Below are 14,421 nucleotides of genomic sequence, written 5' to 3' on the forward strand. Positions count from 1 at the left end.
TACGCCTCTATGAGTGCGCCCATGAAGCCTGGTCATGGAGCTCCTATCGGTACGCCGGTGCCGGGTGATGCGTTGTTTGTGTTGGATTCCGGTTTGCGGCGGGTTCCGATCGGTGTGGTTGGTGAGTTGTATGTCGCGGGGCGGGGTGTGGCACGCGGTTATGTGCGACGGCCGGGCTTGACGGCATCGCGATTCGTCGCGTGTCCGCTCGGCCCTTTGGGTTCGCGGATGTATCGCACCGGCGATCTGGTTCGTTGGAATCACGACGGCGAGCTGGAGTATGTGGGTCGCTCTGACGATCAGGTGAAGATTCGTGGTTACCGCATCGAAATCGGTGAAGTGGAAGCAACACTCGCTGCCTTGACCGGAGTGGAGCGTGCGGCAGTGGTGGCCCGTGATACCGATACCGGCAAGCAGTTGATTGGCTACGTCGTACCTACCGAGGTGTCTGCGGGAATCGATGGTGGGGCGCTGCGCGAACGAGTTGCCGCGCGATTGCCTGCGTACATGGTTCCGGCCGTGGTGATGGTCATCGACGAGTTGCCGTTAACTGTCAACGGCAAGCTGGACAAATGGGCGTTGCCCGAGCCGCAATTCGCCAGCGGCGTTCACAGAGCGCCGTCATCTCCGGTTGAAGAAATTATCTCCGGCATTTTCACGAAGGTTCTCGACCTGCCGCGAGTCAGCGTGGACGACTCCTTCTTCGACCTGGGCGGCAACTCGCTCTCTGCGATGCGTGTCGTAGCCGCCGTGCAGGAAACCTTCGACTGTGAAATCAGCGTCCGTGCACTCATGGAAGCCCCCACCGTAGCGGGCCTGAGCAAACAACTCTTCAACTGGTCCAGTTCCGACGAGATACCTCAGGTCGTGAAGTTGTGCCGAGGGCCAGGGCGTCCACTTTTCTGCATACACCCTGGTGGGGGCGTCAGCTGGGCGTACCGCGCCTTGGGAAGCATCGTGCAGCGCCCAATATTCGCTATTCAGCAAACCGTCGACGGCGAACGTCCGCGTACGGTCCGCGAAATGGCCGGCGAGTATGCCGACCTCGTCCAGTCAGTCCAGCCCGATGGGCCCTACGACCTGCTGGGATGGTCCTTCGGTGGTGTCGTCGCCCACCAGATGGCTACCGTGCTGGAACGGAGAGGGGCGCACGTACGTCGGCTAATACTGTTGGACGCAGCTCTAGTAGAACCCGGTACGACACGCTCGCCAGACGCGGATTTCAATGAGACCGACGTCCTGCGGCATTTCGTGTCCAAGAACGTCGACCTGCCCGATCTGAAAGAATTGACCTCTTACGAGCAGGCCACGGAATGGCTGGAAACTCATTCGTCACTCGGCGCAGCTATTCCGCCAGCTTGGATGATCAGCCACGTCGTTCGCAATCTCCGATTCAATTCTGACCTCTGGCACGGCCACACACCGGACCTATTCGGGGGCGGCGCTGTGGTGTTCCAGGGAAGCGATCACGAACGCGATCCAGGTTATTCAAGAGACTGGACACGTTTTATCGCTCGTCCAGTCACGGAGATCGCAGTGGAGTGCGAACACAACGACATGTTGAGTCCCGATGCGTTGGACGCCTACGGCGACCGGCTGCGTGCAGAACTGGAAGGCGACGATTATGAGTAAACCAGGCGAGTTTCCTTATGAGGCAGGTATTCATCCCAAGGGCTATGTGTCTAGGCCATGGACGATCAGGCAATTGGCTGGGCTTGGCGACGGCGTAGACACCAATAGGCGGTTCCATTATCTCCTCGACCAAGGCGAGACAGGTCTTTCGTTGGCTTTCGACCTGCCCACCCAGCTCGGACTCGACCCGGACGATCCAACGGCTGCCGGTGAGGTCGGTCGCGCCGGGGTCTCGGTGTCCACCGTCGACGACTTGGCCGCAGTGTTCGACGGAATACCGCTGGATCAGGTGTCAGTCTCTTTCACCATCAATGCGACCGCACCGATGATCTTGGCCCTATGGATCGTGGTTGCCGAAGAATCAGGCGTCAACCCTGCGCTATTACGTGGCACTTTGCAGAACGAAATGCTGAAAGAGCACGCGGCTCGCAAGGCGTTCGTGTTCGACTTGGACGACAGCTTCCGCTTCTCGTTAGACGTTATCGAGTACTGCATACGCAACTTGCCCAAGGTCAATCCGGTATCGATCTCGGGTGGACACGCCCGTGAAGCCGGTGCGAGCCGAGCAATGGAAGTGGCGCTCGGCATCGCTGATGCGGAGACGTACTTGCAAGGGATGCTGGAGCGGGGGTTTACCGTCGACGAGGTCGCACCCCGGCTCAGCTTCATCTTTGGGACCCATATGGAGGTTCTTGCCGAGGCGGCCAAGTTCCGTGTCCTACGCAGGATGTATGCCCGCCGCATGGTGGACCTCTTCGGCGCTGCTGACGCGAAGTCGAGCCGCATGCGTGTTCAGGTCAATACTTTCGGCTCCGCTCTCGCCGCCTCCGAACCGCTCAACAACATCGCGCGTACGACCATTCAGGCCGTAGCGGCCGTCCTCGGCGGGGTGCAGTCTCTGCATGTGTGCGGCTTCGACGAGGCCGAACAAACGCCTGGGCAGCTATCGGCACGCATTGCGCTGAGGATTCAGCAGATCATCTTGAAGGAAACCGATCTAGCCAGATACGTCGACCCCCTCGGCGGGTCCGAGGCAATAGCTCGCATCGCCGATGAAATCGAAGCAGAGGCTACGGGGTGGCTAGATGACATCGCTGCCCATGGTGGCTTGTTGGACTGTCTGCGCAGTGGCTGGCTGGAATCGCGCATTGACGACATGGCCTACGCCACCCGCGGCCCCGTCGTCGGCGTCGTCGAAGCCGAGAGTTCCGAAGAAGAGGAGTGGCTCACTGAAAGGCAACTGCGTTCGGGTGTCGTACCGGGCCGCCGCCGTCCCTTCGAGCGCGGGGTTTGTAGCGCAGAACTACGTGCTGTGACCGATGACGTGGCCGCGGGCCGCAATGTCATGAATTCGATGATCGCAGCAGCACGGGCTCGGGCCAGCATCGGCCAAATGCAACGGGCGGTGGCAGAAGGGCTCGAATCGAAATGACCGCATCTAACCGGAGCAGCAGCAGTCCGGGTCAATCCCGTACCCAAACACACTCAAGGGTGCAGCCAACTGACCACTCGGATGGGGAGCAGAGAAATATGAGCAAACAACGGATGGCTACCACTATTACGAGTTTCTGGGAACGGGCTCTCGGCGAAGAAAATCTCACGCTCGATGACAATTTCTTCGATTTGGGCGGTGATTCGCTCACGGCCGCGAAAATCCTTGCCCTTATCCAGCGGGAGTATGGGCTGCAAGCGGAATTGCATCTAATTTTTAACAACCCCACCATCGAAGAATTCGTGGAGGCCGTTGATGAAGAACTAGCAGGGGTAGCGCCGCGGGGAGAAGATGCATGACCGCCCCAAAATTCAAGTCACTGTGGGGAGGTCCGGCGACACCCGATTGTCACTTAACTGGATTTGTTCGCCGTGTCACCCACGATCCGGGGCGTACGGCTGTAGTCGACGCCGATCGTTCGTACACCTACGGAGAACTGGCAGCTTGGGCGCAAACGGTGTCGTCCAACTTGACGCTGGCCGGCGTGAACGTAGGAGACCGGGTTGCGGTATCGCTTCCGCGAGGCGCGGGTGCAGTCGCTGCATTACTCGGGGTGCTGCTGCATGGAGCGACGTACGTCCCGTTGGACCCCGAGTACCCCGTGGAACGGATTCAGTTCATGGTGGATGACTGCGCACCTCGCGCCCTAATCGCCACCACGCGATCACGTGTGAACCACCACGCCCCGCTGGTCGACATCGGGCTGCCCCCCGGAGTAACCCAACCGATCGACCTGCGCGCCGTCGCGTGCGATGCCGCACTTCCGGTCTACATCATCTACACATCCGGATCGACCGGCTGGCCGAAGGGCGTAGCGCTGAACCATCTCTGCATCGACACAATGGTCGATTGGCAAACATCCCACTCACCCCACCCCGAACTACGCACCGCACAGTTCGCCCCGCTAAATTTCGACGTCTCGTTCCAGGAGATATTGGGCACGCTGTGCGGCGGCGGCACGCTTGCGATCATGCCGGAGAAGCTACGCCGTGAACCAGCCCAATTGCTTCGATGGCTCTCCGATCAACGAATCGAGCGGCTGTTCGTCCCATTCGTTGCGTTGCAGATGCTGGCAGTGACGGCCCAGCGGGACATGCTGGCGCAACTGTGCTTGGTCGAGGTAAATACCGCCGGTGAGCAAGTAGTGTGCTCGGAAGATATTCGCGCAATGTTCGCATGTATGCCCGGCTGCCGGCTGGTCAACCACTACGGACAAAGCGAATCCGCCATGGTGACCTCGCACATCCTGGGGCCCGATCCGTATGCCTGGCCCAATCTGCCACCAATCGGCGAACCCCTGCCGGGATGCGAACTACTCATCGCGCCGGAAGTTCCAGAAACTCCGAACATCGGAGAGCTTCTCGTATCCGGAAATCCATTGTCGGATGGATATCTGGGGCGTCCCGAGCTGACAGTGGAGCGCTACGTCAGCATCCTTCCCTCACCAGCCGGTAACACCCGAGCCTTCCGTACCGGTGACCTGGTGGAGCTGACAGACAGCGGCTTGCGCTTCCTATCCCGAATGGACAGCCAGATCAAAGTGCGGGGAATCCGCGTTGATCTCCTAGAAATCGATGCGCAGTTGCTAACAGCTCCCGACTTCGCTGCAGCGGCGACGGTCATGGTGGTGACTAAGTCCGGCCATGCCAGCCTGCGCGCCGCAGTAGTCCTTCGTGAGGGCTGCACCGGCCCAGTCGAGGCCAACGCTCTTAAGCGACTACGCAAGGTACTGCCCGAGGTTTCGGTCCCTGTTTCGGTGACGGAACTGCCCGAACTGCCCAGGACCCCCAGCGGGAAGGTTAATCGTGAGAGAGTCGCTGAGCTCATCGCAGATGACTGCCGGCGGCGTCGCCGACACAGTCAGGGCGGTGACGAATGACCACAATCCTGCACGATAGGCCCGCCGATGCGGGCCAATACGCACTCTGGGCCGAAGCCACGATTGATCCCTCGATTAGTGGCGGCGGATATTTCGTGGCGACCTTTCGCGGTGTACTTGACGAGCATCACCTCGAGGCCGCTGCGCGCGCCGTGCTTGAACGACACGAGCCGCTGCGGTCGGTGCTGCGGCTTGTGCGGGGACAGTTGCGCCAGTGCGTCCTGCCGGCACTTGAGGCATGTTCTTTCGAGCGCGCCACTATCCCATGCGAAGACGGCTCCGAGTCGGCGGCGGTCCGAGAATGGTGCAAGCAGCGCGAACAGGACAAGCGCTGGGACCTAGCCACCGAGGCACCAATTCGTTTCCAACTTCTAACCCATGCTCCCAACCGCTGCTCGATGGTCTTCGAGGCTCATCACGCCGGCTTTGACGGGCGCAGCAAGTTTATTGTCGCCCGCGATTTCTCGAACTATCTGGGGAAACTGAGAATCGGCCATCAAGTGAATCCGACGCCGCTGGCCGCGCCCAGTACGCCCGTTGCCACGGAGGCAGTCACCGCGGAGGCCATCGAATTTTGGCGTACTGCTATCGACAAACGGATGCCCTTGACACTTCCCGAGGGCGGCCGTCTGGGGCAGCGGTCCATTGCTGCCTCGCCGACAATCGAACTGGAGCCCTCAGCGGTTGCCGCCCTTCGCGCGATCGCTCAAAACCTGCAGGTGAGCACATTCACGATGCTTTTCGCAGCGCTCACTCGACAAATGACGGCTTACGACAACATTGATCCGGTGTTGTCTGTGGCTTCGGACGTCAGTGACGAACACACCGGACATGTCGCCGGCTTGCAAACCAACGTGGTCCCCGTATCCATCGAAACCTCCCGCCAGATGGCGACGGAAAAATCCGTTGCCTCGGCCCGCCGGGCGCTCACACACTTGGCTCGCTATCGCCGCGTCCCGTTCGTGGACCTGGTGTCCGGTGTGCCCGGCAGACCCCTCGCTCGGCTCAGTACTGAGCTCGGCCTGTCATTTCCCCGTCCGCCAGCCCAACTTGACCTGGAAATCCCCGGCCTACGTTCGGAGTGGGAGTTTTTCACGCCAAACACAAACGCTGCTTTGGCCAGAACGCTGCAGATCCGTGCGCACTGGCCGCAGTGCCGGGTGCGGCTCGACTATCGCCAGGATCTGATGGGTGCAGCGGAAGCAGAAATATTTCTTGCCGATTTTCGCACTGCTGTCACAGATCTCGCTTCAGACCGAGAAACATCCTTGGTCAGCTCTACGAGCAAAGTCCGGCCCCGAGCAGCCGGCGCGGGGACCCCGTACATCTGTGCTGGCGTCCGCGCGGGGACACTATGTAACGACGACGCTCCCCACCCTCCGCGCTTGATGCCATCGGACGGTGTGAGATTCACCGTGCGTGGCCGGTCGGAACAGTTACTGCCCTGTTGTATAGCGGGCACGATCTGGGTTCATCTCGCCGACGGCCGCGAGGTTTGCACCGACGACTGTGGGTACGTCGCGGCAGACGGCGAGATGCGACACCTAGGACCTCGGGAGGGTCGGTGGATCCGCACCCGAAGCCTCATTGATGCCTCCGCAGTCGCCCGCGTCGCCCGAACCCACACTTGGGTACGAGAGGCGGAAGTGCAGCTGGTGAGGGGCCGTACCGACACCGCGGTGCTCAGTGTGTCTGGACCAACTCGCAATGTCCCGAGCGCACGAGAAATCCGAGCACATCTGCGGACTTTTCTGCACGCCAGTGATCTGCCTGGACGTATCAAAATCACCTGTACCGACACCCTACCGACGAACAAGGATGACAATGAACGAACTCTCTGAAGCTGTAATCGCGGGTGCCTCTCCGGACGTACTTGAGAGCCTTCCCGTCCCACCTGAATACAACGCCGCCTACCTAGATGTAGAAGACATCCAGATTTTCGCCGGCGTCGAGGACAAAGACGTTCGAAAGTCGATTCACCTCGGCAGTGTGCCCATGCCGGAACTTGCTCCTGATGAGGTGTTGGTCGCTGTTATGGCAGCGGCGATGAACTACAACACAATCTGGTCCGCTACCTTCGAGCCGATCCCCACTTTCAACTTCCTGCGGCACTACGCAAAACAGGGCGGCTGGGCCTCTCGTCACGACCAGCCGTACCACGTACTGGGGTCGGACGCAGCCGGGGTGATCGTGCGCGTCGGGGCCGGTGTGCGCAAGTGGAAGGTCGGGGACCATGTCGCCGTAGGGACGGCTCATGTCGATGACCAGGAACCGCTCACCCATCACGACGGCATGCTCGGCCACGAGCAGCGAGCATGGGGGTTTGAGACAAACTTCGGAGGCCTCGCTGACTATGCGGTCGTCCGCGCGAGTCAATTACTACCCAAGGCAGCGCACCTCACCTGGGAAGAGGCTGCCAGCAACCCATTGTGCGCGGGAACGGCCTACCGGATGCTCGTCAGCGAGCGCGGTGCCAACATGCGTCAAGGCGATGTAGTCCTCATTTGGGGCGCGGCGGGTGGCCTCGGTGGCTACGCCGTGCAATTCGTCCGCAACGGCGGCGGCATACCAATCGGCATAGTCAGCTCGGACGCAAAAGCCGAGGTCGCCCGCAAGCTTGGCTGTGAGCTGGTCATCGATCGGCGCGAGATCGGTGAGATTTCCGCTGACCCGGACGCCACCGTCGCGGCAGGAAAACTGCTGGGCAAGATCATCAGGCGAGAGATCGGAGAGGATCCGAACATCGTCTTCGAGCACGTTGGCCGCGAGACCTTCGGCCTCTCGGTATTCGTGGCCCGCCGCGGCGGCACAATCGTCACCTGTGGATCGAGCACGGGTTACCAACACACGTTCGACAACCGCTACTTGTGGATGCGCCTGAAAAGAATAGTAGGCAGCCACGGGGCGAATTTGTACGAGCAGTGGCAGACGAACCGCCTCATCCAGCGCGGCCAAGTGCAACCTATGTTGTCTGAAGTGCACCCGTTTCAAGAGACACCAGAAGCCGCACGCAGGATTCAACTAAACGAGCACCTCGGCAAAGTTGGCATACTTTGCCTAGCACCCTCGAGTGGGCTCGGTGTCACCGACGTCGACCTGCGTTCCCGGATCGGCGAGGCGCGGATCACACCGCTGGTGACGGCATGACAGCTCCGAACCCGAGCTTCGACGCAGGAAAGGCCGAAGGCCGCGTGCATCGTGTCCGAGTGGTGGTTGCCAAACCTGGGCTGGATGGCCACGATCGCGGTGCCAAAGTGGTGGCGCGCGCACTTCGTGATGCCGGCATGGAAGTTATCTACACCGGATTGCGTCAGACACCCGAGCAAATCGTCCGCACCACTTTGGAAGAGGGTGCCGACGCTGTCGGTCTGTCACTGCTATCGGGCGCTCACATGGAACTGGTACCCCGCGTAATCGAGCTGTTGGCCGAGAATAACGCGATGGAGATACCCATCTTCTGTGGCGGCGTCATTCCACCTGGAGACGCACGCAAGCTCGCTGAAATGGGAGTGCTCCGGGTCTTTACCTCTCGGGATTCCCTTCAGGAGATCACCCGTTGGGCACAAACGAACCTACATCCGCTCAAGGAGACGGAGTGACGAGGCACCAGAACTGTCAGACCTTGGAGTCTGCACGGCAAGGCAATATCAGGGCGCTGGCGCAACTAATGACTCGCGCGGAGAACTACGCCATCACTGAGGTTGACGTCATCTCTCCGGCTGCACCGGACCACCCCCGAACCGCCTGTACGGTGATTGGCTTGACAGGTCCTCCTGGTGTCGGAAAGTCGACGTTGATTTCATGTCTTATCGCCGAGTACCGCAAGCGGGGTCAGCGCGTGGCAGTGCTCTGCTTTGATCCGTCATCGCCGATAACCGGCGGTGCGCTCCTCGGTGACCGCATCCGTATGCAGGAGCACTCAGATGATCCCGGAGTTTTCATTCGGTCAGTGTCCAGTCGTGGCCATCTCGGAGGACTTTCGGCCACGGCCAGGACAATGATCGCGATCCTGTCTGAGATCGAATTTGACAGGATCTTGATCGAGACGGTCGGAACCGGGCAGTCAGAGGTGGAAATCGCATCAATCGCGGACGACACCATCGTTGTTCTAGCGCCTGGAGCAGGTGACGGCATCCAAATGGCCAAGGCTGGTGTTCTGGAAATCGCCGACCTCTACGTCGTAAACAAGGCAGATCAGAACGGAGTCCACGCAGTACTTCGCGAACTCCAGGCCGTGATCGAGCTTGGTCAACGCGACGTCCCCATTGTGACGACTACCGCCAGCCGTCAAGAAGGGGCCGCCGAGGTAGTTAGAGCCCTTGAGGCCAAGCGAAAATCTCCTATGACGTAGAGCTGGAGCAGATCGTTCCTCCAGTCATTACCTCTGCCGCGCTTTGCAAAGCAGCGAAGCTTTGGGCCACCGTTAGGTGATCGAAGTCTGCGACATCGACGGGGACACCTGCATGGCACGAAATCACCTGCGCAGCGGCTTGAACTGGGCCCGAGTCAAGGGTTGGGCTGAATTTGACGACCTAGGCAACCAAGCAAAGTAGGGACTGTTGGCAGAGTTCAGATTGACTGATCTTGTAAATATCAGTCAGACAAGCGGATTCGGTCATGTCAGCATGTTGCATAGCGAGCAGTTATGCGGTGGACTGTAGGCATGCTGACTCGAATTGACCATATCGGGATTGTTTGTTTCGACCTCGACAAAACCGTCGAATTCTACAGTGCCACCTATGGATTCGAGGTTACTCACCTGGAATCGAACGAGGAGGAGGGTATCCGTGAAGCGATGTTGAAGATCAACGAGACCCCGGACGGTTACGCCTCGTACCTCCAGCTGCTGGGCTCGACCCGGGACGACTCAGTAGTAGGCAAGTGGCTGGCCAAGAACGGAGAAGGCGTCCACCACATCGCATTCGGCACGAACGACGTGAGTGGCGAAACAGAAGCCATACGGAGTAAGGGCGTCCGGGCACTCTACGACGAGCCGAGACAAGGTTCAATGGGGTCCCGAATCAACTTCCTGCACCCAAAGGATTGCCACGGGGTCTTGACTGAACTCGTCACCGCCGCAACACCAGACTCCGAATGACAACTGCCAGTTAATGTTGCGATGGTCCATATCGTCAGAGTGTTGATGCGGATTTGTGCCATGGAGTGGTAGACGAGGGGGCGGGATGGGAAAATTGGCGCGGCGTTCGGATAGAAGAGGGCAGAAGCCTCGGAATGCGAAGGGCACTCGGGTTCGCCGTGATGGATTCGACGGTGAGTTCGTTCCAGGGCAACAATTTTCGGTCGACATGCGTATCCGCCGGCAGGCCGCCGAGGTCCTGGAAGCAAAGGTCACCGCGGCGCGGTGGCCCCTTGTGCTCGAGGCCATCGAGGCCGCAGCCTGGCCGGTGGAGACCTACCTGGGAAAATTCCTTAAGGGCGGCTACGACGTCATCCGGTTTCGGTCCGACCCGACCGACGTGGGCGAGATGCTCCACAGGTTGTCCCGGATGACGAAGCTGCCGGTCGAAGTTGTCGCGCGGGAGCCCCACAAGCACTTGCCCTTCTGGCTCGATGACGAACCGGAATCGCACGATGTCGGCCTGCAGCCCTTCCGTTGGTTCCAGATGCTCTACTACAGCCACTTCCTTCTGCGCGCGTCGACGGCGGACCGGTATGCCTACTATGCGACGCCGGAGATGACTGCGTTGATCGAGGCCGGCCAGAGTGCCGATCGAGACCATGATGTTGCTGTGACCGTGGCAGATCTTCCCTCGAGCAGAGGAGTTCTCTATCTCGCTCCAGCGGATGGAGTGCCCGACCACGGGCGGGTCCTGGTGTGGAACGAGACAGGTCGCGACAGTGGAAGTGGAACCGATGTTCTCCTGATGGCCATGCTTACCGTTCCTGCTTTGCGGTGGTGGTTGGCGCGGGCCGACGGGGCAATTCCTACTGACGGAAACCGGTTGTACCGCGTCGTCAACGACTACCTACCGGTGTTTCCTTTCGCCGAGGTCCAGCTCAGCCCAGCCGAATCCGATGCTGCGCCCAGTGCACCGAACCGATCAGGAGGCGCGGGTTTCACGGACGTCGGTCCCGACGAACCTGCGCATTCCGTGACCGCCATGAATGACCTGGATTACGTTGCGCGAACGTTCTTCTCGATGGTGAACATGCTGCGAGGCAACAAGTTCGTGGAGTCCACCCGCCAGCAGTCGGCGCGCATGCGAGACAACGACGGCGTAGTCAAGCGGATGCGTGAGGTGACGTATTTGTCGTACCGGCAGCCGCGGCCTGCATCCAGTGCTTCATCGTCGGAAGGATCTGGCAAGCTCTCGCACCGCCACGTCGTTCGGGGGCATTGGCGTCGGCATTGGTATCCATCGCAGAAGCGTCATCTACCCATGTGGATCGATGAGCATTTGCAGGGGCCCGCGGATGCCCCGATTGTCGTCAAGAGCAAGGTGACTGTGGTGCGCCCGCCTGCGGAGAATGAGAGTGTTGAATGACCAACGACCGTAGTTTCGATCCGGACGCCGATCACGGCCAGGCGGGCTGGGTGACTCTGCCCAGTGGACAGCGTGCTTACCGCTACCACGGCTCGGACGACCTGATCTACGACGCAGCAACCGCCCCCGAGGCCGACGCGTCGAACTAGACGTAGATCGGAACCCCGCGGCGCAGGCTCGAGAAGACCGATGCACCGTCATGCCGGAAAGAACGACGCAGCTCGTCCAGTCATTCACATGAATGACTGTTGCCTGGGAACCACAAAGCAGCGCTGTGCGTCCAACACAGCATGGACGACGACGAGTGCGCAGCCATCCGTGACGAGGGGCGCGACCCCAGCGACCCGGCCGTCGTAAGCGCCCTCGACCAGGTGAAACGAACGCTTCACCTATACCGGCATCTCGCCTGGACCTTCACGGCAGACGACCTCGACACTCACACCCTCCACCGCTGAACGCGCCCACCTGCACGTTCGACAATCGAACATGCGTTCGATACGGTGTGGTGGTTCCTACCGGCGCGCGAAAGGTCGATCCACATGGCCACCGTCGACGCAATCGGGGACCTCACCGGCTTGGGCAAGGCCGAACAGCTCGCCGCGCTCCGACGCAGCATGGCCGCGATCCCCGGACGACGTGTCCACGCACCCATCGAGCCCGTCGACGCATCCCTGTTCGCCCCATCTCAGCCAACGGCCCCGCCCGCCGACGAACAGACCCTCAGCGGCCCTGTGCGTTCACAGACCCTGCGCACCATCCCCGTGCCCACGCCACTGTCGGAACTCCTCCCACGCGGTGCGCTGGCCCGCGGAACGGCCATCTCGATTACCGGTGCCGGATCGATCCTCGTCGGTCTCGTCGCTACAGCCAGCGCGGCCGGCCACCACGTCGCATTGATCGGGCAGTCGAAGTTCGGACTCCTCGCCGTCCACGAGCAGGGCGGCGACCTGTCGAAAATCCACCTGATCGACCCAGGCCAAGCAGACCCCCTCGACGCTGCGAGCATCTGTATCGAGGGCCTCGATCTGGTCGTGACGACCGTGCACGGACGCGATGTTCCGCCAACCCGGGCGCGTGCCCTGTTGGCCCGAAACCGTACGCACGCAGGAATTCTCGCGATCACGAACGGACGCATGCCCGGTCTCGACCTGGCAATCTCCTCGCGGCCTGTCGCGTACGGCGGAATCGAGCAGGGCAGGGGCCGTATCCGGTCGATCACCCTCGAGACCACCGTGCACGGGCGCGGTATCGCCGAGCGCACCGGCCGCTACACCCTCACCGCGCCCACGTTCGGCGAACAGGGCCTGCGGTGGACCCCGACCAGCGTCGACGCGGCCGTCCTGCACCGGCCACACGGTCTGGCGGTCGCGCAGTGAGCCCCGAGATGTACGAGAACTGGCCCGTCACTTTCGATCCGCCCACACGCCTCGTTGTCGATCCCCCTCAGAGAGTCTTGGTCAGCGTCGCGCTCACCGTGGCTGGCTCGTCTGGAGGATCCTTCCGTGACGGGGTGCCGCTCAAAGTCCGGTCCGAAGTTCTCTAGCCAGTGAAGTGTTGTTGCAATCAGTTGATTGATTTCTGGTCGCCGCTGTCCCCTGAGGATTACTACTTTACGAATCTTAAAGTAGCGGTTAGGCTCGTGGGAGATCAGCTAGGGAGGCAAAAATGTCCGAGCAATTCGACTCAGCGCGAGCGCTGTTCGAGTCCGAGCAGGCTTCACGCCGAATCGGCAGCCATCACCGCAGTGCCTCATCCCGTGGGCGTTCACTTACGCTCTCGTCGGTGGCAGTGGTGGTCGCGGCGGCTGGTTATGCAGTAATGGGGTTCGTCGAGCCTGGCTGGGTCTGGTTGCCCGCCGCTGTAGCGATTCTGGCGATATGCGCGATTCTGTTGATAGGCAAGTCGATTGGTGTCCCATTGCCACCGGGACGGGACTCCTCCGGGTCGACCACCGTCGGAACGGTGTTGATCGGCGTCGCCACGATCGCTCTTTGTATAGCGCCCCATGGCTTGATACTGGCGGTCGCATCCGGTGCGTTGGTACTGGCCGGCGCAGGTATCGTCGCCGTCGTCCCGGTGTTGGTGTCGGTGCGCGGAGTGCGAACGTCGTGACGGTCGATCATCCACGGCACCAACTCGATCGAGCACTGACCCAGCCGATTCGACTGTCGATTCTGGCGGCTGCGTCGAGGGAAGGTGTGGCTGCGGTGGAGTTCAAGATCCTCGCATCGGCACTTCAGATCAGTGATTCTCTACTTTCTCAACATGTGTCAGCTCTCGAAGCGGCCGGGTACGTTGCGGTAGAGAAGGGTCGAACCGCTCGGTACTCGCGCACATGGATACGGGCCACCGACCGCGGACGTACCGCGCTCGGTGAACACATGCAAGCCCTGCAGGACATCATCAAGTTCGTACCGGAAGGTGAGCAACCCACATGACTTCTCCCGTCGACACCATTACTGCAACTGTCTCTGTGAAGCCAGCGTGGGTGAATACGTGGTTTCACGCGTTGTTCACCAAACCTGGCCTCGAAGTCGATGGGCGCGGCCACGAATTGAACTGGGGCACCAACGACGTCGAGATCCCGTCTACCGCCAACCGAATCGGCGTCTACTTTCACTACCGAGGTCGGCCCGCGCAGCGCCTCGCATTGAGCGAAAAGCTACTCGACCATCGAATCGGTAGTCGCATCACTGCACGCCTGGGAGTGCGAAACTCTGCACAGTTCAACATCATCGAGCCGTAGAAATCCCAATAGCGAGGTTTCACGTCAGTCGTCCCATTCGGATCGTTTGTCTCGTTAATTAGTCCTTCGTAAAGGTTTACACCCGCCTGTCTCGTCGTTAGTATCAGCTTGTTCGGTTTGTTTTGTTCGCCGACGGACTGTCCATCGGCGAACCGGCCAGGCGACC

General features: G+C 60.6%; 15 protein-coding genes. All 15 read left to right on the forward strand.

The genetic code is table 11. The features are described from left to right. The coding region (locus tag CH289_RS28965; protein WP_179276880.1) for an alpha/beta fold hydrolase at positions 1-1,632 on the forward strand (1,632 nt) is incomplete at its 5' end. Then, positions 1,625-3,064, forward strand: coding sequence for a methylmalonyl-CoA mutase family protein (locus CH289_RS26730; protein ID WP_052069825.1), 1,440 nt, complete (start codon positions 1,625-1,627; stop codon positions 3,062-3,064). The genes CH289_RS28965 and CH289_RS26730, both read left to right, overlap by 8 nt. Positions 3,065-3,162: 98 nt before the next feature. Continuing rightward, positions 3,163-3,423, forward strand: coding sequence for a phosphopantetheine-binding protein (locus CH289_RS26735; protein ID WP_032382025.1), 261 nt, complete (start codon positions 3,163-3,165; stop codon positions 3,421-3,423). Beyond that, the gene (locus tag CH289_RS26740; protein WP_015586172.1) at positions 3,420-5,003 is read left to right on the forward strand and encodes an AMP-binding protein; all 1,584 of its coding nucleotides are present in this window, start codon (positions 3,420-3,422) and stop codon (positions 5,001-5,003) included. The genes CH289_RS26735 and CH289_RS26740 overlap by 4 nt, the downstream gene beginning before the upstream one ends. Then, entirely contained in the window at positions 5,000-6,844 is a 1,845-nt protein-coding gene (locus CH289_RS26745) for a condensation domain-containing protein (RefSeq protein WP_015586173.1), read from the forward strand. Before CH289_RS26740 ends, CH289_RS26745 begins: the two co-directional genes overlap by 4 nt. Continuing rightward, a complete protein-coding gene (gene ccrA / locus CH289_RS26750; protein WP_015586174.1) occupies positions 6,828-8,150 on the forward strand; it encodes a crotonyl-CoA carboxylase/reductase in 1,323 nt (440 codons plus the stop codon). Before CH289_RS26745 ends, ccrA begins: the two co-directional genes overlap by 17 nt. Next, positions 8,147-8,602, forward strand: a complete 456-nt coding sequence (locus tag CH289_RS26755; protein ID WP_015586175.1) for a cobalamin B12-binding domain-containing protein — start codon at positions 8,147-8,149, stop codon at positions 8,600-8,602. Before ccrA ends, CH289_RS26755 begins: the two co-directional genes overlap by 4 nt. Beyond that, positions 8,599-9,354: a methylmalonyl Co-A mutase-associated GTPase MeaB gene (gene meaB / locus CH289_RS26760; RefSeq protein ID WP_015586176.1), complete on the forward strand. Its 756-nt coding sequence runs from the start codon at positions 8,599-8,601 to the stop codon at positions 9,352-9,354. Before CH289_RS26755 ends, meaB begins: the two co-directional genes overlap by 4 nt. Positions 9,355-9,666: 312 nt before the next feature. Continuing rightward, complete coding sequence (gene mce, locus CH289_RS26765) at positions 9,667-10,101, forward strand: methylmalonyl-CoA epimerase (RefSeq protein ID WP_015586177.1); 435 nt, start codon at positions 9,667-9,669, stop codon at positions 10,099-10,101. 208 nt (positions 10,102-10,309) lie between these two features. After that, entirely contained in the window at positions 10,310-11,509 is a 1,200-nt protein-coding gene (locus CH289_RS26770) for a hypothetical protein (RefSeq protein WP_032364816.1), read from the forward strand. Then, positions 11,506-11,658 (forward strand): hypothetical protein, encoded by a 153-nt coding sequence (locus tag CH289_RS28440; RefSeq protein WP_155290193.1) that lies wholly within the window; start codon positions 11,506-11,508, stop codon positions 11,656-11,658. The genes CH289_RS26770 and CH289_RS28440 overlap by 4 nt, the downstream gene beginning before the upstream one ends. Positions 11,659-12,048: 390 nt before the next feature. Then, complete coding sequence (locus CH289_RS26780) at positions 12,049-12,885, forward strand: hypothetical protein (RefSeq protein WP_052049293.1); 837 nt, start codon at positions 12,049-12,051, stop codon at positions 12,883-12,885. Between the two features lie 406 nt (positions 12,886-13,291). Further along, a complete protein-coding gene (locus CH289_RS28540) occupies positions 13,292-13,621 on the forward strand; it encodes a hypothetical protein (protein WP_212555970.1) in 330 nt (109 codons plus the stop codon). Then, complete coding sequence (locus CH289_RS28545; protein ID WP_032364819.1) at positions 13,618-13,947, forward strand: transcriptional regulator; 330 nt, start codon at positions 13,618-13,620, stop codon at positions 13,945-13,947. Before CH289_RS28540 ends, CH289_RS28545 begins: the two co-directional genes overlap by 4 nt. Next, the gene (locus tag CH289_RS26790) at positions 13,944-14,255 is read left to right on the forward strand and encodes a hypothetical protein (RefSeq protein WP_141214632.1); all 312 of its coding nucleotides are present in this window, start codon (positions 13,944-13,946) and stop codon (positions 14,253-14,255) included. Before CH289_RS28545 ends, CH289_RS26790 begins: the two co-directional genes overlap by 4 nt. Positions 14,256-14,421 lie beyond the last annotated feature (166 nt).

It is taken from the genome of Rhodococcus sp. RS1C4, assembly GCF_002258225.1.
Lineage (GTDB): Bacteria > Actinomycetota > Actinomycetes > Mycobacteriales > Mycobacteriaceae > Rhodococcoides > Rhodococcoides fascians_E.

Excerpts from the sequence above, each read along its gene's own strand:
- CH289_RS26730 (WP_052069825.1), top strand. The coding sequence starts at position 1,625 with ATGAGTAAACCAGGCGAGTTTCCTTATGAGGCAGGTATTCATCCCAAG.
- CH289_RS26745 (WP_015586173.1), top strand. The coding sequence starts at position 5,000 with ATGACCACAATCCTGCACGATAGGCCCGCCGATGCGGGCCAATACGCA.
- CH289_RS26755 (WP_015586175.1), top strand. The coding sequence starts at position 8,147 with ATGACAGCTCCGAACCCGAGCTTCGACGCAGGAAAGGCCGAAGGCCGC.
- CH289_RS26770 (WP_032364816.1), top strand. The coding sequence starts at position 10,310 with ATGCGTATCCGCCGGCAGGCCGCCGAGGTCCTGGAAGCAAAGGTCACC.
- mce (WP_015586177.1), top strand. The coding sequence starts at position 9,667 with ATGCTGACTCGAATTGACCATATCGGGATTGTTTGTTTCGACCTCGAC.
- CH289_RS26735 (WP_032382025.1), top strand. The coding sequence starts at position 3,163 with ATGAGCAAACAACGGATGGCTACCACTATTACGAGTTTCTGGGAACGG.
- CH289_RS26790 (WP_141214632.1), top strand. The coding sequence starts at position 13,944 with ATGACTTCTCCCGTCGACACCATTACTGCAACTGTCTCTGTGAAGCCA.
- CH289_RS26740 (WP_015586172.1), top strand. The coding sequence starts at position 3,420 with ATGACCGCCCCAAAATTCAAGTCACTGTGGGGAGGTCCGGCGACACCC.
- CH289_RS26780 (WP_052049293.1), top strand. The coding sequence starts at position 12,049 with ATGGCCACCGTCGACGCAATCGGGGACCTCACCGGCTTGGGCAAGGCC.
- ccrA (WP_015586174.1), top strand. The coding sequence starts at position 6,828 with ATGAACGAACTCTCTGAAGCTGTAATCGCGGGTGCCTCTCCGGACGTA.
- CH289_RS28440 (WP_155290193.1), top strand. The coding sequence starts at position 11,506 with ATGACCAACGACCGTAGTTTCGATCCGGACGCCGATCACGGCCAGGCG.